The organism is Arthrobacter sp. NPDC093139, assembly GCF_044754165.1.
Taxonomy (GTDB): Bacteria; Actinomycetota; Actinomycetes; order Actinomycetales; family Micrococcaceae; genus Arthrobacter.
Map to the genome: position 1 here is coordinate 86,043 of NZ_JBIVOO010000004.1, position 24,113 is coordinate 110,155.

The following is a 24,113-nucleotide window of genomic DNA, read 5'->3' on the forward strand; positions in this document are numbered from 1 at the left end:
TTTCCAAGGTTACTTGTCTTCCAGTCCCAGTTCGGCGGCGACCGTGACAACGTCGTTGGACACCTTGACGGGCTGGACATCGCTGCCGTCGTCCGTCCGCAGGGCCCACTGGGGGTCCTTCAGACCGTGGCCGGTGACGGTGATGACGATCGTCTTGCCCGAAGGAACCTCGCCGGCCTCATGCTTCTTGAGGAGCCCCGCGACGCCTGCGGCCGAGCCGGGCTCCACGAAGACACCCTCCTTGGAGGAGAGCCAGCGGTGGGCTGCGAGGATTTCGTCGTCCGTCACGGCGTCAATGAAGCCGCCCGACTCGTCACGGGCGGCAATCGCACCGTCCCAGGAGGCAGGGTTGCCGATGCGGATCGCCGTGGCGATGGTGTCCGGCTCAGTGATGGGGTGACCGGCTACAAACGGGGCGGCACCCGCGGCCTGGAAGCCCCACATCCGGGGAGTGCGGGTGGAAACAGCGGGAAGGGTGCCGGCTGTCGCGGATTCGAACGGCGCCGAGTACTCCTTGTAGCCCTTCCAGTACGCGGTGATGTTCCCCGCGTTGCCGACGGGCAGCACGTGGATGTCCGGGGCATCGCCGAGGGCGTCCACGATTTCGAAGGCTCCGGTCTTCTGTCCCTGGATACGGGCAGGGTTGACGGAATTCACCAGGAAGACCGGGTAGGACTCGCCAAGCTTGCGGGCGATGTCCAGGCAGTTGTCGAAGTTGCCGTCGACCTGCAGCAGGGTGGCGCCGTGGGCGATCGCCTGGCTGAGCTTGCCCATGGAGATCTTGCCTTCCGGCACCAGCACCGCGCACTTCAGGCCGGCGGCCGTGGCGTACGCGGCAGCCGAAGCGGAGGTGTTGCCGGTGGAGGCGCACACCACGGCCTTCGCTCCGGACTCCACGGCGGCGGTCATGGCCATGGTCATCCCGCGGTCCTTGAAGGAACCGGTGGGGTTCATGCCTTCGACCTTGAGGTACACCTCTGACCCGGTCAGCTCCGAGAGCTTCTGCGCGTGGACGAGCGGCGTGCCGCCCTCACCGAGGGTAATGACCCTGGTTTTCTCCGTGACTGGCAAACGGTCAGCGTATTCGCGGATGACCCCGCGCCATTGGTGAGCCACTTAGACTCCTTCTACCCGAAGTACGGATGTAACGGAATTGATAACGTCAAGGCCCTTCACTGCCTCGACGGTTGCTGCCAGTGCAGCTTCGCTTGCCCGGTGCGTGACGATCCGCAGTTCCGCCGATTCCACGTTGGACTCGGCGTCACGGTGGATGGTCTGGCGCATGGTCTCGATCGAAACGCCGTGCTCGGCGAACAGCTGGGCGATCTTCGCCAGGACGCCGGGCTGGTCGGCAACGTCCAACCCGATGTAGTAGCTGGTGTTGACGGCGTCGATGGGCAGAGCCGGAACGTGGCCGGTGGTGGATTCGATGCGGCCCGGGCCGCCCAGGACGATCCTGCGGGCTGCCGAGACGAGGTCGCCCAGCACGGCAGAGGCGGTCGGCGTTCCGCCGGCGCCCTGGCCGTAGAACATCAGCTCACCGGCGTTCTCCGCCTCAACGAAGACCGCGTTGAAGGCTCCGCGGACGGCAGCCAGGGGATGTTCCCGGGGAAGCAGGGTGGGGTGCACGCGCACCGAGACGCCGTCGCCGCCGTCGGAATCTGTCAGCTGCTCGGCGATAGCCAGCAGCTTGATGACGAACCCCGCTTCTTTGGCCGCGGCGATATCGGCAGCGGTGACACCGGTGATGCCCTCGCAGTGGACGTTCGCGAGGTCGAACCGCGTGTGGAAGGAGAGCGATGCGAGGATGGCAGCCTTTGCTGCCGCGTCCAGGCCTTCGATGTCGGCGGCGGGGTCGGCCTCGGCATAGCCCAGCCGCTGGGCCTCGGCAAGAGCGTCGGCGAACTGGGCGCCCGTGCTGTCCATCTGGTCAAGGATGAAGTTGGTGGTGCCGTTCACGATGCCCAGGACGCGGGTGATGCGGTCTCCGGACAGGCTGTCGCGGATGGGGCGCAGGATCGGGATGGCGCCTGCCACTGCCGCCTCGTAGGACAGCTCGACGCCGGCCTTGTCCGCCTCTTCGTACAGGGCGGGGCCGTCGGCGGCAAGCAGGGCCTTGTTTCCCGTGACGACGCTGGCGCCGTTCTGGAGGGCCGCAACGATCAGGGAACGGGCCGGCTCGAGGCCGCCCATCAGCTCGATGACGAGGTCGGCGTCCTTGACCAGGGTTTCGGCATCCGTGGTGAACAGTTCGCGCGGAAGGTCCACCTCACGCTCGGCGTCGACGTTGCGCACGGCGATGCCCGTGAGCTGCAGGTGGGCACCCGTGCGGGGGGCCAGGGTGTCGGCGTCGTCCATGAGAATCCGCGCCACCTGAGCCCCGACGTTGCCACAGCCCAGCAGGGCCACTTTCAGGGTTCGCAATTCAGTCATTCAGGCTCCCATGTCGCGGTTCAGCAGATCTTCTTCAGTTTCCCCGCGGACAATCAGCCGGGGAGACCCGTCGCGCACAGCGACAACGCCCGGCCGGGCCAGATAGTTGTAGTTGCTTGACAGGGCCCAGCAGTAGGCGCCGGTCCCCGGTACAGCGAGCAGATCACCGGCTGCCACGTCCTCGGGCAGATATACATCTCTAACAACTATGTCGCCGCTCTCGCAATGTTTGCCCACTACTCGGGACAGCTGCGGAGCCGCTGCGGAGGTTCTCGAGGCGAGGATCGCGGAATAATCCGCGTCGTAGAGCACCGGGCGGGCATTGTCGCTCATGCCTCCGTCCACCGACACATAACGGCGGGCGTGCGTAACGTTTTTTCCGGCGGCTTCGGCGCCACCGGTGGCGGGGGCGTCCACGCGGACGGTCTTCCGGGTGCCCACTTCGTACAGGGTGAAGGTGCTGGGGCCCACGATGGCACGTCCCGGTTCGATCGAGATCCGCGGTGCTGAAATGCCCAGTCCAGCGCATTCGGAGCGGACGACGGCGGCCATCGCCTGCGCGATGTCGGCAGGCGGGCGCGGGGTGTCCACCGCCGTGTACGCGATGCCGTAGCCGCCGCCAAGATCAAGCTCGGGAAGGTGGATCGAGTACTTTTCCTGCATCTCCGCCAGGAAACCCAGGAGCTTCACTGCGGCCAGGGCAAAGCCGTCGGGTTCGAAGATCTGCGAACCGATGTGGCAGTGCAGGCCGAGCAGTTCGATGCCAGAGTAGCTTGTTGCCGCGGCAACGGCTTCCTCGGCCGCAGAAAGGCCGGCCTGCTCAGTGGAGTCTCCGGCCATGGACAGGCCGAACTTCTGGTCTTCGTGGGCCGTGGCGATGAATTCGTGGGTGTGGGCGTGCACGCCCGGGGTCAGGCGCAGCATGACCTTGGCCGTTTCGCCCCGTTCGGACGCTATTTTGGCCACCCGCTCCAGCTCGTCCAGGCTGTCCACCACGATGCGGCCGAGCTTCATGTCCAGTGCACGGTTGATCTCGGCGTCGGACTTGTTGTTGCCGTGCAGGCTGAGGATGGCACCGTCAATGCCGGCACGCGCGGCCACGGCAAGTTCACCGCCGGAACAGGTGTCCAGGCGCAGGCCCTCCTCAGCCACCCACCGGGCCACAGCGGAGCAGAGGAAGGACTTGCCTGCGTAATAGACATCCACTCCCCCGCAGATGTCGGCGAAGGCCTCGTCAAAGGCATCCTTGAAGGAGCGGGCGCGGGCTCGGAAGTCCGACTCGCTCATGACAAACAGCGGCGTCCCGAACTGTTCCTTGAGCGAGCTGACCGGAATCCCGTCAACCGCCAGTTCGCCGTCGGAAGTCCGCCCGACTCCGGCAGCCCACATGGGCTCGTGGAGCGCGTTCAGGTCCGCAGGCAGCGCCAGCCAGTCAGGGGCGAGGGGGGAAGAGGCGTTTGCAGTCATTCCACTCACATCCGTTCCGGCGCGGACACGCCGAGCAGGTCCAGTCCGTTGGCAAGCACCTGGCTGGTGGCGTCGTTGAGCCACAGGCGGGTGCGGTTGAGGTCAGTGACGGCTTCCTCGCCCAGGGGGGCGATGCGGCAGGCGTCGTACCAGCGGTGGTAGGCGCCGGCGATGAGCTCAAGGTGGCGGGCCACCCGGTGGGGTTCCCGCAGTTCCGCGGCCTTGGCCACGATGGAGGGGTAGCTGCCCAGGTAAGAGAGCAGCTCGTTCTCGGTCGCATGATGCAGCAGGGAGGCGTCGAAGGCGCTGCGGTCCACCCCCGCCGCAACCGCATTGCGGGCCGCACCGCGGGACCGGGCGTGTGCGTATTGCACGTAGAACACCGGGTTTTCGTTGCTGTGCTTCTTGAGCAGCTCCGGATCCAGCGTGAGCGGCGAGTCCGCCGGGAACCGTGCCAGCGAGTAGCGCACGGCGTCCTTGCCAAGCCATGAGATCAGGTCCTTGAGCTCGATGATGTTGCCGGCACGCTTGGACAGCTTGGCACCGTTGACCGAGACGAGCTGGCCGATCAGCACCTCGATGTTGACCTCCGGGTCATCGCCGGCAGCAGCAGCTATGGCCTTGAGCCGGTTGATGTAGCCGTGGTGGTCGGCGCCCAGCAGATAGATCTTTTCGGTGTAGCCGCGGTCCTTCTTGGACAGGTAGTAGGCGGCGTCGGCGGCGAAGTACGTGGGTTCGCCGTTTGAGCGGATCATGACGCGGTCCTTGTCGTCGCCAAAGTCCGTGGTGCGCAGCCAGACGGCACCGCCGTCGTCAAACACGTGGCCCTGCTCGCGCAGGCGGGCTACGGCGCTTTCGATGGCGCCGGCGTCGTGAAGCTCCTGCTCGGAGAAGAACACGTCGAAGGAAACGCCGAAGTCGGCCAGCGTGTCCTTGATGTCCTTCAGCTGCGCCTGATAGGCCGCTGCCCGGATCACGGGAAGGGCCGCCACATCGGTGAGCTCGCGGATGTCCGGGTGCTGGGTCAGCACTTCATGGCCAAGGTCCCGGATGTACTCGCCCGGGTAGCCGCCTTCGGGCACGTCACGGCCGTGAAGGCGTGCCAGCACAGAGTTGGCGAACACGTTCATCTGCGAGCCGGCGTCATTGATGTAATACTCCGCGGTAACTTCGGCACCTGACGCGCGCAGCACCCTGGCGATCGAGTCACCGAGGGCAGCCCAGCGCGTATGGCCAATGTGCAGCGGACCGGTGGGGTTGGCGGAAACGAATTCCATGTTGACCGTGTGGCCGGCGAGCGCGGAGTTGGTGCCGTACTCCGGCCCCGCTTCCACGATTGCCTTGGCAAGGGCACCGGCGGCGGCCGCGTCCACGGTGATGTTCAGGAAGCCAGGCCCGGCGGTCTCGACGGCGGACACGCCATCGATCTCCTGCAGTCGGGCGCTGAGGACTGTTGCGAAGGCACGCGGGTTGGTTCCGGCCTTCTTTGCCAGCTGAAGGGCGATGTTCGTGGCCCAGTCTCCGTGCTCCCGGTTCTTGGGACGCTCCACCAGGACGGCGTCCGGGACGTCCGCCTCGGAAAGGGCGATCTCACCGGCGGCAACGGCATCTTGCAGGCAGGCGGATATGGCGAGGGAGAGTTCTTCGGGAGTCACCTTCCTAGACTACCGGGGGGCCCGCCCTGCGGCGGAATCCGGGGGGACCCGGGCCCCCGCGATGGCCGCCTCACCGACACAGGAAATAGTAGGGACATTCACAGTTTGAACCTTTAGCCTGATTTCGGCGTCGTCCACGTCGTCCATCAGGTAAGTGCCCGTACCCGTACTAACGAAACGAGACACCGTGCAGCCTTCAATCCGCAAAACTGTATTCGCCGGGATCGCCGGCCTGTCCCTTGCCGGCACGGTGGCCGGCTGCGCGCCGTCGGCACAGCAGCCAGCCGCCCAGGAAACACCGTCCTCCACGTCGGGGACCGCAGCATCCGGTTCATCAGCGCTCGCGACATCCGGCACCGGCTACAAGGACGGCACGTACAGTGCGGACGGCAACTACAAGTCGCCCAACGGAACCGAGACTGTGGGCGTGCAGCTGACGCTGGCCAACGGAACGGTTTCTGCTGTCGAGATCACCGAGCATCCGTCCAACCCGAACACGCGGAAATTCCAGGGGCAGTTCGCCGGGGGAATCGCAGCACAGGTAGTGGGCAAGAGCCTCGACGAAATCAAGGTCTCCAAGGTGGCCGGCTCGTCCCTGACCAGCGGCGGCTTCAACCAGGCCGTCGAGGCGATCAAGGCCCAGGCCGTCTAGGTGTGCGCGGGCGGCATGGACTCCACGACGGACAGCAGCAAAGGAGAGCCCATGCCGCACGCCGGCTGGCACAATTTCCGTTTTGACGGCATCGGAACAAGCTGGGAGATCTCCACTCCCGTGCCGTTGGATGCCGGGCTGAGCAACCGAATACTTGCCGAGGTAGAGCGCTACGACTCAACCTGGTCCAGGTTCCGCGGCGACTCCCTGATCAGCCAGGTATCCGCACGGCCGGGACGCCTTGAACTGCCCCCCGAATCCGCCGGCCTCGCAGACCTTTACCGGAACCTGTACTCGCTCAGCGGCGGGGCCATGACGCCGCTGATCGGCGAAAGCCTGGAACAGCTGGGCTACGATGCCGGCTATTCCCTGCAGCCACGCGGAGCAGCGGCACCGCCGCCGGTCTGGGACGACGTCCTTGAGTGGCGTGGGACATCGTTGAGCAACAGCGCTCCCCTGGTGCTGGACATCGGGGCGGCCGGCAAGGGACAGCTCGCGGACCTCCTCGCCGGAGTGCTGCGGGACGGGGGACTCACCGAATTCTTTGTCGATGCCAGCGGCGACCTTTTGAACGGAGGAGAGACGCCCGTGACGGTGGCGCTGGAGCATCCCTATGATTCCAGCAAGGCGATCGGCACCGTGCCCCTCGGCCGAGGGGCATTGTGTGCCTCGGCCTCCAACCGAAGGGCCTGGGGCGACGGACTCCACCACGTCCTGGATGGCACCACCGGCAAGCCGGTCCGGACCGTGGTGGCCACGTGGACCAGAGCCGAAACCGCCATGGAGGCAGATGCCTTGGCCACGGCACTGTTCATGCTCCCCGCCGCGGCACTGGAGCCCCACTACCGGTTCTCCTGGCTTAAGGTTTTTTCCAACGGCAGTGCGGAATACTCCGCGGACTTCGAAGGGATGCTGTTCACATGAGTGCCACCACCACCGGGTTGCGGACCTCGCCCGCCACGGCGCTGGACGCCTTCCTCGGCCGCTTCACGATGTACCGGCTGGTCTCCCTTGTCCTTGCCGCACTGGCGGCATATAGCCTGCTGCTGGACGGCTTGGGCTGGCTGACGTTCGGCATTCCCAACATGATCGCCCACCTGGCGCTGTGCCTCGGATTGACCTACGCCTCCAACCGCGCCCTGGCGGCCGTGTTTCGCGTCCGCCCGCATGCGGAATCGTCAGTGATCACGGGGCTTTTACTCTACTTCCTGTTTTGGCCCAGCCAACTGGGGCCGGGGTTCGCTCCGGTCGACCTTGCCGGCGTCGCCCTTGCCTGCATCCTCGCCTCGGCGTCCAAGTACGCTCTGGCCTGGCGCGGACGCCACGTGTTCAACCCGGCGGCCGCCGGCGCCTTCATTACCGGTCTGACCGGGCTGAACATCGCGACCTGGTGGGCAGGCACACCTGCCATGCTGTGGCTGGTCGTTCCCGGAGTCCTGCTGGTGCTCTACCGGACCCGGAAAATGCTGCTGGCCGCAGTCTTCATTGTTGTGGCCACGTCCATCGCGGCCGGCGATCTGCTGCAATCCGGTGTGGACCCGGGCGGGGCGGTGTGGCAGCCGCTGGCCCAAGGCCCTGTGCTTTTCTTCGCCGGATTCATGCTCACCGAGCCGCTGACACTGCCTCCGCGACGCTGGCAGCAAGGGGTGCTGGCCGCCGTCGTCGGACTGCTTTTTGCGATGCCCTTCAACTTCGGTTTCGTGGCGAACTCGCCCGAACTGGCCCTGCTTGCGGGGAACCTGCTGGCCTTCCTGGCAGGGCAGCGGGGAAGCGTCCGGTTGCTGTTCAGCCACTCCCGCAGGCTCACGCCGACGACGACCGAGTTTGTCTTCACGCCGCGCCGCCCTGTCCGCCACGAGCCGGGCCAGTATATGGAACTGGACCTCCCCCTGGAGAAGCCTGACGGCAAGGGCCGGCGCCGGGTGTTCAGCCTGACGAATTCCCCGGACGCGGCCCACGTGAAAATCGGCGTCGGCACTGCGGACCCCGTCTCGGCCGCCAAACGCAAGCTCCTGGCGCTCAAGCCCGGGGAGGAGCTCACGGCCACCACGGTGGCCGGGGACTTCGTCCTGCCCAAGGGTTCGAGCGGTCCGGTCCTGCTCATCGCTGCGGGTATCGGCATCACGCCGTATCTGGCGCATCTTTCCAGCGGGTTGGCCAGCCGGCAGGACACAGTGCTGCTTTATCTCGCCAAAAATGCGTCCGAACTCGCATATGCGCCTGAGCTGCAGGAATCCGGCGCCACTGTTCTTGCCCGGCTGGCCGACGGCTCCGCTCCCCCTGACTTCATCGAAGACGCCGGCGCGAGGCTGGATCCCGGTGCCCGGCTGGACGGTCCTTCCCTGAAGCTGCTCGTCCCCGACATCGCTCAGCGCAGGGTCTTTATTTCCGGTTCACCGGCCAGCGTGGGGTCGCTGCGGCGTGCCGCACGGCAGGCCGGCGCCCGTCGTATCCACGTTGATTCGTTTGCCGGATACTAGAAGTGTGCAGCGCTCTGCCGGAAAGCACGGTGCCGGTTTTCCATTCGGCCCCACCTTCCTGCTAAGCTCTAGGACGTCCCGCCGGAAACGGCAGGATCCCTGACTGCCCTCGTAGCTCAGGGGATAGAGCGTCTGCCTCCGGAGCAGAAGGCCGTAGGTTCGAATCCTATCGAGGGCACAGACAAAACCCCGCCACTTCCTTGAAGGGGCGGGGTTTTCTGCATTCCGGAACGGCACGTCCAGTGCGCCTCCAGAGATTGTCGGGGGCCACTCGTAGGCTCCTTGGCATGATCTGTTCAATTATTCCGCCGTACATGTTGAAGCGTCTTGCCACGCAGGATTCTCCGCGGTTTACGGCCGTTCGCAGGGCCGCTAAAGAGGCCCTACTGCACGTGAAGGCCGTGCAGGCGGCCAGGACTGCCCCTGCGCCCGTAACGCCGCCCGCGTTGAGGCAAGTGCGGCCGGCTCCCCCGAACAGGTCTGTCTATGATGCCAAGTCGTCTGAGTCGCTCCCCGGCCAACTCGTCCGGAAGGAAGGCGAAGCCCCCGTCGGCGATCCCGCCGCCGACGAAGCCTATGACGGCCTGGGCCACACCCACAGCCTTTACGCCGACGTTTTCGGCCGAAACTCCATTGACGGCCAGGGCATGCCGCTCAATGCCACCGTCCATTTCGGCAGACTCTACGACAACGCCTTCTGGGACGGCCAGCAGATGGTGTTCGGCGACGGTGACGGTGAAATCTTTGAACGATTCACCCGCTCCCTGAGCGTGATCGGGCACGAACTGGCCCACGGAGTGACGCAGTTCTCGGCCGGGCTCGCCTACCGGAACCAAGCCGGCGCCATCAACGAGTCCCTCTCGGATGTCTTCGGCGCCCTGGTGGAACAGTACTTCCGGAAACAGTCCACCGCCGACGCCAGCTGGCTGATCGGTGAGGGCCTCTTCACTCCCCAGGTTGAAGGCTCGGCGCTGCGCTCCATGAAGGCCCCCGGAACGGCATACGACGACGACGTCCTCGGCAAGGACCCGCAGCCGGACTCGATGGACTCGTACGTCCGCACCAGCGCGGACAATGGCGGCGTCCACATTAATTCTGGTATTCCCAATCGTGCCTTCTGCCTTTTGGCCCAGTCGATAGGCGGCAACGCGTGGGAGGCCCCGGGACAGATCTGGTACGAGACTCTGACGGGCGGCTCGCTGCCACCAACAGCCACGTTCAGCGTCTTTGCCAGGGCAACAGTGGCGTCTGCAAGGGAACTGTTTGGCGAGGAGTCTGCGGAGCATGACGCCGTGCGCCAGGCATGGGAAACTGTGAAGGTAAAGCACTAACCCCACGCCGGGGCGCGGCCGCTCCGCGCGTCCGGCAGCCTCGTAGCACCAGGACCCTGCCATGAAAATCACAGTTGAGCGCAGCGGAGGGATTGCTGCACTGACGCGCACCTGGACAGTTCAGGCCACGACATCCAGCGACAAGAACCACTGGCAGCCCATCGTCGAAGCCTGCCCATGGGACGCCGTCCCGGACTCCCGGAATGCCGGGGAGGGGCAGCCGGACAGGTTCATGTATTCCATCCGGGCCGGTCAGCACCGGGCCACGCTGCCGGAACGGGCGGTGACCGGACCGTGGCGGGTCCTCGTGGACACGGCCAGAGCCGCGGCAGAGCAAGCGCCCCACCAAAGCTAGTTCCCGGCGAGCTCCGTGTAGAGCGTCTGGACCCGGGCATTGATGTCATCCCGGACCAGGCGCATGCGGTCCATGCCCTCGATGCCGCGTTCGGAAGGCTCGTCCGTTTCCCATACCTCGAAGCGCTTTCCCTCGATCGGTTCAAGCTTGGCCTCGGTGCCCAGGACGATGACGGCATCGACCGTTTCCAGGACCTCGTCGGTGACCGGTTTGGGGTGTTCGCCGGTGATGTCGATGCCGAGCTCGGTCAGGGACTCCACGGCCTGGGGGTTCAGGGACGTGCCGGGTTTGGTGCCGGCGGAGTAGACAGCAATGGCGTCACCCGCGAGGTCGTGCATGAGTCCTGCGGCGAGCTGGGATTTGCCGCCGTTCTTGCTGCAGACGAACAGCACGGACGGAGTCTTTTCGTGGATCATGAGTGCGTTGTTTCCTTTGGAAGGGATGCGGTGAGTGAGGCGACGAGGGTTTTGATCCGTTCGTGGATCTGGTCCCGGATGACCCGGACCGTTTCGAGGGGCTGGTCGGCGGGGTCGGGCAGGTCCCAGTCTTCGTAACGCTTGCCCCGTTAGATCGGGCGGGGCCCCGCAGCCCATCGTAATCACCAGATTCGTTGAGCGGGTTAGTCGTTACTGCCGGAGCGGCCGTGGGCCAGACCCGTCGGGAACCCCACCAGCACCGGTTCGGGTGCGGCGCAGCAACCGGACTCTGAAGAGGCGGAGTCGTTGACTGCCAATGCCGTGGCGGGTACGTCGCAGCTTGTGCCCGCGTCGGTGGAGCAGACCCCGGTCTCGGGGAGCTCAAGGTGGACGGTGTCGGCTGATTCCTGGTCGCCGGCGAGGGCGGCGGCGACGGAGCGGACCTGCTCGTAACCGGTAGCCAGAAGGAAAGTGGGTGCGCGGCCGTAGGACTTCATGCCGACGATGTAGAAGTCCTTGTCCGGGTGGGCGAGAAGTTTGGCGCCGTGAGGCGGGACGGTGCCGCAGGAGTGGAATTCGGGGTCGATCAGCGGGCCAAGTTCCAGCGGCGCTTCTACGGCTGGGTCCAGGTTGAGCCGAAGTTCGCGCAGGATGTCCAGGTCCGGGCGGAAACCGGTGCACGGGACGATGACGTCGGCCTCCAGCGTGCGGCCGTCGACAGCTTCGACACTTACGCCCGACTCGAGGGTCTTCATTGAGCTGATCCCAAAGCCGGTGTGCAGTTCGATCTTTCCGGCCTCCACGAGCCGGCGCACCCGGCCGCCGAGCTGGCCGCGTGCGGGCAGCCCGTCGAGGTCGCCTCCGCCGTACACTTTCGCGGCCGACTCGCCCCGGATGGCCCACAGGATCCGGGTGTCCGTCTCTTCCCTGGCGAGGTCAGCGAGGCTGATGAGTGTGTTGGCGGCGGAGTGCCCGGCCCCAACAACAAGGACGCGGCGCCCGGCGAAGGCCGCGCGTTCCCGGCCGGTGACGTCGGGAAGCGGCGCGGAGATCCGGCCCTGCGCTGCGTCCTCACCGATGGCGGGAAGGCCGGAGGTGCCCAGCGGGTTGCGCGTGGCCCAGGTCCCGGAGGCGTCGATGACTGCAGCCACGGTGCGATCTCGGGTTTCGCCGTCCGGGTGGTCCACCCGGACCACGAACGGGGCGGTGTCACGGTGACGGACGTGTGTCTTGTCCAGTCCCTGCCGGGTGACGGCGATGACGCGGGCCCCGGTCTGCAGGCGTGTGGAAATCTGGGGAAGCGCAGCCAGCGGCGCCAGGTAGTTGTCGATCAGCTCGCCGCCGTAGGGCAGGGCCGTGGGCCGGGGTGATTCCCAGCCGGTGGCTTCCAGGAGACGGACGGCAGCGGCGTCGATGTTGAACTGCCACGGCGAAAAAAGACGGATGTGGCGCCACTGCTCAATGGCCGCCCCCGGCGAGGTGCCGGCTTCAAAGATCAGCGGTTCGATGCCCCGTTCCAGCAGGTGCGCCGCGGCTGCCAGGCCGACAGGGCCGGCGCCGATCACGGCGACCGGGAGGTTCTTCGCTGAATCCATGGTCTCCTCTTTCATCCGTAGGGGCAGTGCGGGTGTGGTCGGCACCCGCCGGCCGGGTAGGGCCGGCAGGTGCTTGGAGAGTGCGGTCAGCAGCAGTCCTCGTCGTCGCAGCAACCGGAGTCGCCGCAGCATCCGTTGGTCATTGAGCTCACCCCCTCCCCTGTTCCGGGTTTCAGGCGTGGGTGGGTTCTTCCAGCAGCGCGGTGGCGATGCTGTCCGCATCCTCCAGCGCGGCGAGGTAGCGCTCGGCATCCAGCGCCGCGGCGCAGCCGGTTCCCGCGGCCGTGATGGCCTGGCGGTAGCGGTGGTCCACGGCGTCCCCGCACGCGAACACACCGGACAGGTTGGTGACCGTGGTGGGCGAGTCCACCTTGATGTAGCCCTCGGCGTCCAGTTCCACCTGCCCGGCCACCAGCTCGGTGCGCGGCACGTGGCCGATCGCCACGAAGATCCCGGTGGCGGACTGCTGCCGGGTTTCGCCGGTGCGGGTGTCCGTCAGCGTGACGCCGCTGACCTTGCCGTCGCCGTGGATGGCGGTGACGGCCGAGTTCCAGGCGAAGCTGATCTTGGGGTTGTCCTTGGCACGCTGCGCCATGATGCGGGAGGCGCGCAGTTCGCCCTTGCGCACGACGACCGTCACGGACTTTCCGAAGCGGGTGAGGAAGGTGGCTTCCTCCATGGCGGAGTCACCGCCGCCGACGACGATGATGTCCTGTTCGCGGAAGAAGAACCCGTCGCAGGTGGCGCACCAGGAGACGCCGTGGCCGCTGAGCTTCTTCTCCTCCGCCAAACCCAGTTCCTTGTACGCGGAGCCGGTGGCCAGGATGACGGCCGGCGCCTCGTGCGTCTCGCCGCCGCCGGTGACCACGCGCTTGAGGTGCCCCTTGAGCCGGACGTCCGTGGCGTCGTCGAACACCACCCGGGCACCGAAGCGCTCGGCCTGCTGCTGCAGTCCGTCCATCAGTTCCGGGCCCTGGATCCCGGCCGGGAAGCCGGGGAAGTTCTCCACCTCGGTGGTGTTCATCAGCGCGCCGCCGGCGGTGACCGAGCCGGCCAGCACGAGCGGTTCCAGGCCCGCCCGGGCAGCGTAGATGGCAGCCGTATAGCCGGCCGGGCCCGAGCCGATGATGATCAGCTGTTCGTTGCTCATGCCGTGCTCCTCAGGGGTCTTGGGTCTACTTGGCGGCCGGGATCAGGGAGTCAATCAGACCCTCAATGCGGGTCTTGATCTCATCCCGGATGGGGCGGACGGATTCGACGCCCTTGCCCGCCGGATCCTCCAAGACCCAGTCCTCGTAGCGCTTGCCGGGGAAGTACGGGCATTCGTCGCCGCAGCCCATGGTGATCACCACGTCGGATTCCTTGACGGCCTCGGTGGTGAGGACCTTGGGGACCTCGGCGGACATGTCGATGCCGAGTTCGGCCATGGCCTCGACGGCGGAGGGGTTGATTTTGTCGGCCGGCTGGGATCCTGCGGACCGGACCTCGATCTGGCCCTTGCCGAGAGTGGTGAGGAACGCAGCCGCCATCTGGGAGCGGCCGGCGTTGTGGACGCAGACGAACAGGACGGAGGGCTTCTTGGCGGTTTCGGTGCTCACGGGTTTCTCCTGGAATCGGTTCGGGTTGATGGTGCCGTCTGCGCGTGTCGGCCTCGGCGAAGCTCCCAAACCGAACATTGATGATGATCGATATAGAGAGTATCCGGCCGTAAATTGATGAATGTCAATGTTTCTCCGGTGAAGCTGTTCGGCCCTGGTCAGGCAGCGCTGACGCGGGGCGCGAGGTCGGCAATACGGTGGGCGATGTCATCAAAGGCCTTATCGAAGGCTTCCCTGGTGCCCAGGCGCAGGGGGTCGGGGACGGACCAGTGAATTCCGCCTATCCAAGGCAGTTCCTCGTGAGCACTGTCGCAAACGGTCACGACAAAGTCCGCCTCCCCCGCGACATCATCCAGGGATCGGGGTGCGACGTCGGGAAGGTCCAGGCCGCGGCGCCGGGCGGCGTCGACGGCCCCGGGGGCGATGCGGTCCGCGGGATGCGTTCCGGCAGAGGCTGAAGGGACGCTGCTCGCTTGCCGCCAGAGGGCCGCGGCCAGTTGGGAGCGGGCACTGTTGCGAGTACAGACGAACAGGATGCGACGGGCGCCATGAACCTCCCCGGGCACCAGTCCATCCAGGGCCCCGGCCGCCAGCCGGAGGTAGCTCCGACGCTTGTCCGCTTCCGAGCGGTGCCGTGTTGCCAGTCCGGCCTCTTCCAGCGTTCTGAGGTGATGTGAGAGCAGGTTTGAGGACATGCCCAGCTCCGCCTGCAGTTCCGTGGGAGAGAAGTCCCCCAGCGTCAGAAGGTCAACGATGCGCAGGCGTGCGGGATCAGCAAGGGCCGCATGCTTGGCTACCCGCGCTTGAAATGCGTCAACTGCCTCAATATCCATTGGTTCAATTTTGACTGAGTTAATTCTTTGCGTCAAGCTGGTGCCATGACTTCAAACCAGCCGCCTCTGTGGCGCCGCGCGGTCGCTGAACTGCTCGGCACCGCCCTGCTCGTTGCCATCGTCGTCGGTTCCGGGATCGCCGCCCAGCAGCTCTCCCCCGGTGATGTGGGCCTGCAGTTGCTCCAAAACAGCACCGCGACCGTCCTGGGCCTGACCGTGCTGATCCTGGCGTTTGGGCCGGTGAGCGGGGCGCATTTCAACCCCGTGGTTTCTTTGGCGGACTGGTTCCTGGGCCGGCGCAGCGGCTCCGGACTGGCTCTGCAGGACGTTGGCGCCTACATTGCAGCCCAGGTTGCGGGCGGCATTGGCGGCAGCGTGCTTGCCAACGCCATGTTTGAAATCGGGACGTCCATTTCCATAAAGGACCGGGCAACCGCAGGGCACCTGCTGGGTGAGGTCGTCGCCACCGCCGGGCTCATCTTGCTGGTCTTCGCCCTGGCCGCGACCAACCGCGGTACCCTCGCAGCACCCGCAGTCGGCGCCTACATCGGAGCCGCCTACTGGTTCACCTCCTCAACATCCTTCGCCAATCCCGCGGTGACCGTCGGCCGCATCTTCAGCGACACCTTCGCTGGCATCGCACCGGGCTCGGTGCCTGCCTTCGTCATCGCCCAGCTGCTCGGCGCCGCCATCGGCCTGGGCCTGCTGCTCCTGCTGTTCCCGACTGCTGCACGCGCCGCGGACGACGTCGTCATCCCGCACGGCAGCCAGACAATCAAGCCTTAGCGCCGGCAGGTCGCCCCGACTCGATACATTGATGGACGTCAATATCGGAGCATAATGGGTAGATGACCTCACTGCCCCTGTTTGAACCAGCCACGGAGCCCGCCTGCTGCCCGCCGGCAGCGCCCACGCTGGGCGCTGCCGAAGCGCAAGACAGGGCGGCGGTGTTCAAGGCCCTGGCCGACCCCAACCGGCTGCGGCTGCTGTCCATCGTCAAGGCCGCGGAGAGCGGAGAGTCCTGCGTCTGCGACCTCACCGAGCCGCTGGACCTTGGCCAGCCCACCGTGTCCCACCATCTGAAGATCCTCGTCGACGCCGGACTGCTGCACCGTGAAAAGCGCGGAACCTGGGCCTACTACTCGCTCATTCCCGGCGCCCTTGAGCGCACGGCAGGGCTGCTGGAGAGTCTGTGACGACACCGGGCCGTCAACGATGACAAGCCGTTCCGTGCGTCAGACCACGCTGGTGCCGGGAGCGGGGGTGCCGTGGAGTGGCAGCTGTGGCCAGTGGGCGCCTGGAGTTTGAACCCAGACGAGGCAGCGGCGCTGCCCATACACGCCGATATGGCGGCGGCAGCCCTAGCCGGCCGTAGTCAACTGGCCACGGAATGCCCTGCGGTAGGACTGCGGGCTGGTGTCCAGCACTTTGGCGAAGTGGTGGCGCAGCAGCACGGGGTGGCCGAACCCGGCCTGCCGGGCCACTTCATCGATATTCAGTTCAGTAGATTCAAGCAATTCCTGGGCCCTCAATACCCGTTGGGAATTCAGCCATGCCGCCGGCGTGGCGCCCGTCTCGGCACGGAAGCGGCGGGCGAAGGTCCGGGGTGACATATGCACCCTGGCGGCAAGTTCGTGGACGGGGTGCTCCTCGTCCAGGTTCTGCACCATCCACCGCAGGAGTTCCTCCATCGGCTGCGATCCGCATTCCGGCATGGGACGGTCAATGAACTGGGCCTGTCCGCCGTCGCGGTGTGGTGGCACCACCATGTCCCGGGCTATGGCTGCCGCCACGGCTGCGCCGAGCTCCACACGTACCAGATGCAGGCAGGCGTCTATGCCTGCCGCGGTTCCGGCGCTGGTAATGATCTGGCCGTCCTGGACGTAGAGGACATTTTCGTCCACTTGGACATTGGGAAACTTCGCTGCCAGCTCGCCGGAGTAATGCCAGTGAGTGGTGCAGCGCCGCCCGTCCAGCAGCCCCGCCCGGGCCAGGGCAAACGCGCCGGAGCAAATGGACATGACCCATGCGCCCCGCGCATGCGCCGCCCGAAGGGCCTCGAGCACTTCCTCGGGGACGTCTTCATCCCGGCCGTAGGGTGTCATGATCACAAGGTCCGCGTCCGCTGCGGCCTCGAGACCCAGGCTGACGTGCATGGTCAGACCGGATTTGAGGGGGATGTCCCCCGGCTCGGGCGCACAAACCCGGAAATCGAATTTCGGGACGCCGGTGCCCCGGTCCGAACGGTCGATGCCGAACACCTCAAAGGCGGTGCTGAACTCGAAGATGGAGAAGTTGGGAACCACGATGACTGCCACTGACTTGAGCATGAATCCAGTATGGCAGAAATTTGTTCTTTATAGTCATTTCTGCCACTTTTTTCCTCACCCCGCCAGGAGAACCATGGAGCTATGGAAATCTTCGGAATCGCCCTCGTTGTCCTGATCCTCATCTCAGTGGTTGCCTCCCTTACCGCCGTCGTGCGGGACGGTCGCGGACACACGCCGCCGGAATACTCGATCCGGGACTGGTCCGCACTCGACCTGCCCAGCCGCAACTACACCGTGCGCAACTTCTAGGTGCACACGCTCCCAATACCCGCCGCCAACAGCAAAGGACCCGGCTCATGCCGGGTCCTTTGCTGTTGCAGAGTGTCGGTGTCAGCCGAGTGCGATATCCGAGGGGTGGACCGCAGGGGGCATTATCTCCATCTTCATGTGAGCCAAGCCTGGGGCGGCGACCCCGCCGAACGGTCCGTAAAGCCCGCGCCGGCCGCAGTAGACTGGTTCCAGCCATGACTTTTCATATCTCCTACCCCGCCGAGCTGCCGGTCTCCGAGCGCCGCGAGGACCTGATGGCCGCCATCGCCGCCAATCAGGTGACCATCATTGCCGGCGAGACCGGCTCGGGGAAAACCACCCAGATCCCCAAGATGTGCCTTGAACTGGGACTCGGTGAGAACGGACTGATCGGCCACACACAGCCACGGCGGCTGGCCGCCCGGACAGTGGCAGAGCGCATCGCCTCCGAACTGGGCGTGGAGATCGGCCAGGAAGTCGGCTTCCAGGTCCGTTTCACCGGAGAGGTCAGCCGCTCCACGAAGGTCAAGCTCATGACCGACGGCATCCTGCTGGCCGAAATCCAGCGGGACAAGCTGCTCCGCAAGTACAACGCCATCATCATCGACGAAGCCCACGAGCGCAGCCTGAACATCGACTTCATCCTCGGATACCTCAAACGGATCCTGCCGCAGAGGCCCGACCTGAAGGTGATCATCACCTCCGCCACCATCGATCCCGAACGCTTCGCGAAGCATTTCGGCTCCGAGGACGCAGCCGCACCGATCGTGGAAGTGTCGGGGCGCACGTATCCCGTAGAGATCCGCTACCGGCCGCTGTCGCAGCCGTCGGGGGGCGCTGACGACGAGAACGCCTCCGACGACGAGCTCGAGGAGGACCGTGACCCGCTGGATGCCGTGTGTGACGCCGTCGACGAACTCGCACTCGAAGCACCCGGCGACATCCTCATCTTCTTCTCCGGCGAGCGCGAAATCCGGGACGCCGCGGAGGCACTGAACGCCAGGATCCAATCCAACCGGCGCCTCGCCGCCACGGAAGTGCTTCCGCTCTTCGCGCGGCTGAGCCTGCAGGAGCAGCACCGCGTCTTCAACCCCGGCAGCAAGCGGCGGATCGTGCTCGCGACGAACGTCGCCGAGACCTCCCTGACCGTTCCAGGCATCAAGTACGTCATCGATACCGGTACCGCCCGCATCTCGCGCTACTCCCACCGCACCAAGGTCCAGCGCCTGCCGATCGAACGGGTTTCGCAGGCCTCGGCAAACCAGCGCTCGGGCCGCTGCGGCCGTGTGTCAGACGGCATCGCCATCCGGCTCTATTCCGAGGAGGACTTCGAATCCCGCCCGCTGTACACGGACCCTGAAATCCTGCGTACCAACCTGGCCGCGGTAATTCTGCAGATGACGGCCATGGGTGTGGCACGCGGGCCCAAGGACATTGAAAGCTTTCCGTTCGTTGAGCCTCCGGATTCCCGTGCCATCAACGACGGCGTCACCCTGCTCCGGGAGCTCGGCGCCCTGCGTACGCCAACAGCGGGCACGGCCAAGACAGGCGCAACCGCCGGCAACGGTTCCGACCGCAACACCGGCGGCCTGACCGCCGTCGGGCAGAAACTGGCGCAGCTGCCGGTGGACCCGCGGCTGGGCCGCATGATCGTTGAAGCCGGAAAACGCAGCTGTGTCCGCGAAGTCATGATCCTGGCAGCGGCCCTGACGATCCAGGACCCGCGCGAGCGCCCGACCGACAAGCAGCAACTGGCCGCGGAAAAGCACGCCCGATTCCGAGATGAGAATTCCGACTTCACCGGCTTTCTGAACCTGTGGAACTACATCCAGGAAAAGCAGCAGGAGCTCTCTTCCACCCAGTTCCGCCGGCTGTGCCGCAATGAGTTCATCAACTACCTCCGTGTCCGCGAATGGCAGGACCTGTTCGCCCAGCTGCGCCAGCTCGCCCGGCCCCTCGGCATCAGCCTGGACAACAAGCGGCAGGCCGACCCCGTCGGCAATCACGAGGGCGTCCACATCAGCCTGCTGTCCGGGCTGCTGAGCCATATCGGCATCCTCGATGAGCGCAAGCGGGAATACGCGGGGGCGCGCGGCAGCCGCTTCGCCATCTTCCCGGGCTCGGCCCTGTTCAAGAAGTCCCCCACCTTCGTCATGGCCGCGGAGCTGGTGGAGACCAGCCGACTGTGGGCCCGGGTCGCGGCGAAGTTTGAACCGGCATGGGCCGAACAGGTGGCCCCGGACCTGGTCAAGCGCAGCTACAGCGAGCCGCACTGGTCCACGAAAATGGGCTCCGTCATGGCGTACGAAAAGGTCACGCTGTATGGCGTGCCCATCATCGCCCAACGTCGGATCAACTACGGCAAGGTTGACCCCGTTCTGGCCCGCGAGCTTTTCATCCGGCACGCGCTGGTCGAGGGCGACTGGAAAACCCACCACAAGTTCTTCCACCGGAACCGTGCCCTGCTCCAGGAGGTCGAGGAACTCGAAGCGAGGATGCGCCGCCGTGACCTGCTGGTGGACGACGAAACCCTCTTTGAGTTCTACGACGCCCGCGTGGGCAAGGAAGTTGTCTCGGAACGGCACTTCGACCGCTGGTGGAAGGAAGCCCGGCAGCAGGACCCGTCCCTCCTTGACTTCGACCAATCACTGCTTCTCAGTGAAGACGCCGATACCCTGGACGAATCCGCCTATCCCAAGACCTGGTTGCACAAAGGCTTCGAGCTGCCACTGAGCTACGAATTCCACCCGGTGGCGCCCGGATCGCCGCCCAACCCCTCCGACGGCGTTACCGCCGAGGTGCCGGTCCTGTTCCTGAACCAGCTTGAAGACGCCCCCTTCCGCTGGCTGATTCCCGGCCAGCGGGTGGAGCTGGTCACCGCGCTGATCAAGTCCCTGCCGAAGCAGGTCCGGAAAAACTTTGTTCCCGCTCCGGATGTGGCGCGGCAGGCAGTGGCTGCCTTGGAGTCCGATTTCGATCCTGCCGAGGACGATCTTGAGTCATCCCTCGAACTGGTGCTGCGGCGGCTGCGGGGGCACATCATCCCGCCGGGTTCCTGGAACTGGGAGGCAGTTCCGCAGCATCTGCGCGTGAGCTTCAAAGTGGTGGACAGCCGCGGCAAAGTACTGGACGAGGGCAAGGACCTTGAAGCGCTGCAGGAGCGGCTTGCACCAGCCACACGGCGTGCCATCGCAGAATCACTGGGAGCCACACCTGCCACCGCGGGACAGCGCACCGCCAAGAAGGGCCCGCAGGCTTCAGCCCCGCCGGCCCGTAACGGCCGCGCGCAATCAGCGCAGGGTTTCACGGAACAGTCCGGCCTGACCGAGTGGTCCTTCGGCACTGTGCAGCGCGAAGTCAGCGTGACGGTCAAGGGGCATACTGTGACGGGCTACCCCGGGCTCGTGGACGAAGGGAAGTCCGTGGCACTGCGGGTGTTCCAGTCCGCGTCCGAGCAGCAGGAGGCCATGCGCGGCGGCGTCATCCGCCTGCTGGCCCTCAGGGTGCCCTCGCCGGACCGCTATGTCTTGGAACATCTCAACAACACGGAGAAACTGACCTTTAGCCAGAACCCGCACGGGTCCGTGTCAGCCTTGATCGCCGACTGCGCGCTCGCGGCGATCGACAAGCTCACCCCGGCGGACTTGCCCTGGGACCGTGCCTCCTTCGATGCACTGTATGAGCACGTCCGCGCGGAGCTGATCGACACCGTCTTCGGCGTTACCGCCGTCGTAGAGCGCGTTCTCGCCAGCACGCGGCGGATCGAAAAGCAGCTCAAGGGCACCACCAGCCTGGCGCTCATCAGCGCGCTCAACGACATCAGGAGCCAACTGGAGCAGCTGGTGTTTCCCGGGTTCGTCGCCCGGACCGGCTACGCGCAGCTGAGCCAGCTTCCCCGCTACCTCGCCGCCATCGAAAAACGCCTCGAAAAACTGCCCGGGAACGTGCAGCGCGATGCCCTCAGCATGGCAGCGGTGCAGCGTCTGGAGGATGAGTACGACGACGCCGTGTCAGCCCTGCTGCCTGGCCGCCGTGCGGGGGCTGAGCTCACGCAGGTGCGCTGGATGATCGAGGAACTGCGGGTCAGCCTGTTCGCCGTCGAACTTGGCACGGCCTACTCCGTCTCGGAGAAGCGGATCCGTGCCGTGCTGAACAAGGCCCTCGCAGCTTAGGCCGCTGTTCGGGCGTCGTTGTCCTAGGCCTCCGGCACGAACTCGCTGTAACCGGCATCCCGCAGCCCGGCGCGGAGCTTTTCGGCGTTGGCGTCGAGCCGGGCAGGGTCCGGATTGTGGTCCGCTGTGCTGAAATCAAACTCCGCCATGCTGTTGGACGGCCAGACATGCACGTGCATGTGGTTGATCTCGTAGCCCGCCACGATGAGGCCTGCCCGGGCTGCCCCGAACGTCTCCACCTGGACCGCGCCGATACGGCGGGCCACCTCCATGACCTTGGCCAGGGTCTCCGGCGACGCGTCCGTCCAGCGGTCCACCTCCTCAGTGGGCACCACGAGGGTGTGGCCGTCGGCGAGCGGGCCCATGGTCAGGAACGCCGAGACGTCCGGCTCGCGCCAGACAAAACGTCCCGGGATTTCCCCGTTGAGAATCTTGGTGAACAGCGTGCTCATGCGTCAGCCCTTTCCGACGGTTCCTGCAGGGTGGTTGTATCCAGGACAAAACGGTACTTGACGTCGCCCGCGACCATCCGGTCATACGCGTCATTGAGCTGGTCGGCCCCGACAATCTCGACGTCCGACACCACTCCGTGCTCTGCGCAGAAGTCCAGCATCTCCTGCGTTTCGGCGATGCCGCCGATCAGTGAGCCCGCATAGGCAATGCGGCGCCTGATGAGTGCGCCGGGGTTCACGGGCGGCATGGCCTCGGAGGGCAGCCCCAGCTGGAACAGCGCCCCGTCCCGGCGCAGCGTGCGGAAGAACGGGTTCAGGTCATGCGGTGCCGCGACGGTGTCGATGATGAGATCGATGCTGCGGTTCGCAGCCGCCATGGCGTCCGCATCGCTGGAAAGGATGACGCCGTCGGCACCGAGCTCCAGGGCCGCTGAAACCTTGGACTCCGACGTGGTGAAGACCTTCACTTCGGCACCCATGGCTTTGGCCAGCTTGACGGCCATGTGGCCCAAGCCGCCGAGGCCTACGACGCCCACCACATCGCCCTCCTCGACGCCGAAGTGGCGAAGCGGCGAAAACGTGGTGATGCCGGCGCACAGCAGCGGCGCCACCGCCGCAGTGTCGAGATTCTCAGGGACCCGCAGGACGTAGCGGCGGTCCACCACCACGGACGATGCATAGCCTCCCTGCGTGACGGCATCGCCGTTGCGGGCATCCCTGGCCCCGTAGGTGCCGGTCATGCCCCGCTCGCAGTACTGCTCGAGTCCGTCGAGGCAGCTGTCACATTCGCGGCAGGAGTCGACCATGCAGCCCACGCCCACGAGGTCGCCAGGGGCAAAATCGTCCACGTCCGAACCCACACGGCTGACCCTGCCCACAATTTCATGCCCGGGCACCAGCGGATAGTTCTGCGTGCCCCACTCACCGCGCGTGGCATGCACGTCTGAGTGGCACAGGCCGCAGAACTCAATGTCAATTTCGACGTCGTCAGCCTTCGGTGCACGCCTGGCGACCGTGAGCGGCACCAGGCCGCCGGTGCTGGAGACGGCGCCGCGGGCGGCTGCCAGCCGTCCCTGCCGGGGGTCCGCCGCTTCCTCCGGCGCCGCGTCGGGGGAAACATCATCGGCGCGCGGAATGTGCAGGGCAAGCGGGGGCGGTACGGGGCGTCCAGGAGTCATACTGCGACGCTACCTTCAGCAGACGTAACAGTGCCAGCCGGAACAGTGCCAGCCGGGGCACCGGTCGCGACGGTCAGGGAAGGATCGTTGGACCACTCCGAAAAGGACCCGGGAAACAGTGCTGCGGTGATCCCCGCGATTTCAAGTGCCGCAATCTGGTGGGCGGCGGTGACACCGGAGCCGCAGTAAACCGCCGTCGGGGTTTCCCCATCCGCGCCCAGCCGCGCGAACCGCTGCCGGAGGTCGCGTGCCGGAAGGAAGCGCCCGGCGTCGTCGAGGTTTTCGGTTGTGGGGGCGCTGACAGCGCCGGGAATGTGGCCGGCACGCGGATCCACCGGTTCCACCTCGCCGCGGTACCGTTCACCGGCACGTGCATCGAGCAGAACGCCCTGGTTGGCCCAGTCCGCCGCCTGTGCCCGGTCGATAACGGGCATGGCGCCGTCGGTGAGCGTTACATCGCCCGGGGCTGGTTCCTCCTGCCCGCCCCGCAGCGGCAAGCCGGCCCGACGCCAGGCGGCCAGGCCGCCGTCGAGCAGGCAGACGCTTCGGAAACCGGCGTTGCGGAGCATCCACCACGCACGGGCCGCGGACGTGTTGCCGGCGTCGTCATAGGCAACCACCACGTCACCTGTGCGGATGCCCCAGCGGCGGGCGGCAGCCTGAAGGCTGGGCAGCGGAGGCAGCGGGTGGCGGCCGCGGGCGGGCTCTGCAGGTTCGGCCAGCTCGGTGGGAAGGTCAACGTACACCGCACCCGGTATGTGGGCGTCGAGGTAGTGCCGGCGGCCGTCCGGATCGCCCAGCTTCCAGCGGACATCCAGCAGTACAGTGCGCTGGCCGGATGCAAGCCGTGCGTTCAGCGCAGGCGCGTCCATGAGGGTTTCCACCAGGTCTCCTTCCGTTTGGACCGGCACTTTGCC

At 66.0% G+C, this 24,113-nt stretch carries 22 protein-coding genes and 1 tRNA gene; 10 read left to right on the forward strand and 13 right to left on the reverse strand.

The genetic code is table 11. The annotated features are described in order from the left end of the window. Window positions 1-9: 9 nt before the first annotated feature. From thrC to argS, 4 genes are read right to left on the reverse strand one after another with little or no spacing between them, the layout of a single operon-like run. Window positions 10-1,116 (reverse strand): threonine synthase, encoded by a 1,107-nt coding sequence (gene thrC, locus ACIP90_RS08280; protein WP_400578446.1) that lies wholly within the window; start codon window positions 1,114-1,116, stop codon window positions 10-12. Next, window positions 1,117-2,433: a homoserine dehydrogenase gene (locus ACIP90_RS08285; RefSeq protein ID WP_400578448.1), complete on the reverse strand. Its 1,317-nt coding sequence runs from the start codon at window positions 2,431-2,433 to the stop codon at window positions 1,117-1,119. Beyond that, entirely contained in the window at window positions 2,434-3,900 is a 1,467-nt protein-coding gene (lysA, locus tag ACIP90_RS08290; protein WP_400578450.1) for a diaminopimelate decarboxylase, read from the reverse strand. Window positions 3,901-3,905: 5 nt separating this feature from the next. Then, window positions 3,906-5,555 carry an arginine--tRNA ligase gene (gene argS / locus ACIP90_RS08295; RefSeq protein WP_400578452.1) on the reverse strand — a complete coding sequence of 550 codons (1,650 nt, stop codon included), beginning with the start codon at window positions 5,553-5,555 and terminating at the stop codon, window positions 3,906-3,908. Window positions 5,556-5,742: 187 nt separating this feature from the next. Here argS and ACIP90_RS08300 point away from each other — a divergent pair, with 187 nt between their 5' ends. The 6 genes from ACIP90_RS08300 to ACIP90_RS08325 all read left to right on the forward strand — a co-directional run bounded on the left by ACIP90_RS08300 (window position 5,743) and on the right by ACIP90_RS08325 (window position 10,373). Further along, window positions 5,743-6,207, forward strand: a complete 465-nt coding sequence (locus tag ACIP90_RS08300; RefSeq protein WP_400578454.1) for a hypothetical protein — start codon at window positions 5,743-5,745, stop codon at window positions 6,205-6,207. 51 nt (window positions 6,208-6,258) lie between these two features. Further along, window positions 6,259-7,131: an FAD:protein FMN transferase gene (locus ACIP90_RS08305; RefSeq protein WP_400578456.1), complete on the forward strand. Its 873-nt coding sequence runs from the start codon at window positions 6,259-6,261 to the stop codon at window positions 7,129-7,131. Continuing rightward, window positions 7,128-8,687, forward strand: coding sequence for an oxidoreductase (locus ACIP90_RS08310; protein WP_400578457.1), 1,560 nt, complete (start codon window positions 7,128-7,130; stop codon window positions 8,685-8,687). The genes ACIP90_RS08305 and ACIP90_RS08310 overlap by 4 nt, the downstream gene beginning before the upstream one ends. 105 nt (window positions 8,688-8,792) lie before the next feature. Beyond that, window positions 8,793-8,865, forward strand: a tRNA-Arg gene (locus ACIP90_RS08315). A 109-nt stretch (window positions 8,866-8,974) separates the two neighbouring features. Continuing rightward, window positions 8,975-10,018, forward strand: a complete 1,044-nt coding sequence (locus ACIP90_RS08320) for a M4 family metallopeptidase (protein WP_400578459.1) — start codon at window positions 8,975-8,977, stop codon at window positions 10,016-10,018. A 61-nt stretch (window positions 10,019-10,079) separates the two neighbouring features. Next, window positions 10,080-10,373 carry a protealysin inhibitor emfourin gene (locus ACIP90_RS08325; RefSeq protein ID WP_400578460.1) on the forward strand — a complete coding sequence of 98 codons (294 nt, stop codon included), beginning with the start codon at window positions 10,080-10,082 and terminating at the stop codon, window positions 10,371-10,373. On the opposite strand, the gene ACIP90_RS08330 is transcribed toward ACIP90_RS08325, so the two are convergent. From ACIP90_RS08330 to ACIP90_RS08350, 5 genes are all read right to left on the reverse strand, one after another. Continuing rightward, complete coding sequence (locus tag ACIP90_RS08330) at window positions 10,370-10,789, reverse strand: low molecular weight phosphatase family protein (RefSeq protein ID WP_400578462.1); 420 nt, start codon at window positions 10,787-10,789, stop codon at window positions 10,370-10,372. The two genes, ACIP90_RS08325 and ACIP90_RS08330, sit on opposite strands and share 4 nt — an antisense overlap. 203 nt (window positions 10,790-10,992) lie before the next feature. After that, on the reverse strand, window positions 10,993-12,384 hold the full coding sequence (locus ACIP90_RS08335) for an FAD-dependent oxidoreductase (protein WP_400578463.1): 1,392 nt from the start codon (window positions 12,382-12,384) through the stop codon (window positions 10,993-10,995). Window positions 12,385-12,556: 172 nt separating this feature from the next. Beyond that, window positions 12,557-13,534: a thioredoxin-disulfide reductase gene (gene trxB / locus ACIP90_RS08340; protein ID WP_400578466.1), complete on the reverse strand. Its 978-nt coding sequence runs from the start codon at window positions 13,532-13,534 to the stop codon at window positions 12,557-12,559. Between the two features lie 25 nt (window positions 13,535-13,559). After that, the gene (locus tag ACIP90_RS08345; protein WP_256247991.1) at window positions 13,560-13,982 is read right to left on the reverse strand and encodes an arsenate reductase ArsC; all 423 of its coding nucleotides are present in this window, start codon (window positions 13,980-13,982) and stop codon (window positions 13,560-13,562) included. A 158-nt stretch (window positions 13,983-14,140) separates the two neighbouring features. Next, the gene (locus ACIP90_RS08350; RefSeq protein WP_400578468.1) at window positions 14,141-14,815 is read right to left on the reverse strand and encodes a metalloregulator ArsR/SmtB family transcription factor; all 675 of its coding nucleotides are present in this window, start codon (window positions 14,813-14,815) and stop codon (window positions 14,141-14,143) included. 45 nt (window positions 14,816-14,860) lie between these two features. Between ACIP90_RS08350 and ACIP90_RS08355 the strand changes: the two genes are divergently transcribed. Next, the gene (locus ACIP90_RS08355; protein WP_400578470.1) at window positions 14,861-15,601 is read left to right on the forward strand and encodes an aquaporin; all 741 of its coding nucleotides are present in this window, start codon (window positions 14,861-14,863) and stop codon (window positions 15,599-15,601) included. 62 nt (window positions 15,602-15,663) lie between these two features. Continuing rightward, entirely contained in the window at window positions 15,664-16,011 is a 348-nt protein-coding gene (locus ACIP90_RS08360; RefSeq protein ID WP_400578472.1) for an ArsR/SmtB family transcription factor, read from the forward strand. A 165-nt stretch (window positions 16,012-16,176) separates the two neighbouring features. Here the strand turns inward: ACIP90_RS08360 and ACIP90_RS08365 are convergent, their stop codons facing one another. Continuing rightward, complete coding sequence (locus tag ACIP90_RS08365; RefSeq protein ID WP_400578474.1) at window positions 16,177-17,145, reverse strand: helix-turn-helix domain-containing protein; 969 nt, start codon at window positions 17,143-17,145, stop codon at window positions 16,177-16,179. Between the two features lie 81 nt (window positions 17,146-17,226). On the opposite strand from ACIP90_RS08365, the gene ACIP90_RS08370 reads away from it, so the two are divergent. Together ACIP90_RS08370 and hrpA are read left to right on the forward strand one after the other, a co-directional pair. Then, window positions 17,227-17,394: a hypothetical protein gene (locus ACIP90_RS08370; RefSeq protein WP_309986925.1), complete on the forward strand. Its 168-nt coding sequence runs from the start codon at window positions 17,227-17,229 to the stop codon at window positions 17,392-17,394. A 215-nt stretch (window positions 17,395-17,609) separates the two neighbouring features. Further along, window positions 17,610-21,566 carry an ATP-dependent RNA helicase HrpA gene (hrpA, locus tag ACIP90_RS08375; protein ID WP_400578477.1) on the forward strand — a complete coding sequence of 1,319 codons (3,957 nt, stop codon included), beginning with the start codon at window positions 17,610-17,612 and terminating at the stop codon, window positions 21,564-21,566. A 23-nt stretch (window positions 21,567-21,589) separates the two neighbouring features. On the opposite strand, the gene ACIP90_RS08380 is transcribed toward hrpA, so the two are convergent. The 3 genes from ACIP90_RS08380 to ACIP90_RS08390 are packed head-to-tail and all read right to left on the reverse strand — an operon-like array spanning window position 21,590 to window position 24,080. Beyond that, window positions 21,590-22,018, reverse strand: a complete 429-nt coding sequence (locus ACIP90_RS08380) for an HIT family protein (RefSeq protein ID WP_400578479.1) — start codon at window positions 22,016-22,018, stop codon at window positions 21,590-21,592. Next, a complete protein-coding gene (locus ACIP90_RS08385; protein WP_400578481.1) occupies window positions 22,015-23,196 on the reverse strand; it encodes an NAD(P)-dependent alcohol dehydrogenase in 1,182 nt (393 codons plus the stop codon). The genes ACIP90_RS08380 and ACIP90_RS08385 overlap by 4 nt, the downstream gene beginning before the upstream one ends. After that, window positions 23,193-24,080 (reverse strand): sulfurtransferase, encoded by an 888-nt coding sequence (locus ACIP90_RS08390; protein WP_400578483.1) that lies wholly within the window; start codon window positions 24,078-24,080, stop codon window positions 23,193-23,195. The genes ACIP90_RS08385 and ACIP90_RS08390 overlap by 4 nt, the downstream gene beginning before the upstream one ends. Between the last annotated feature and the right edge of the window lie 33 nt (window positions 24,081-24,113).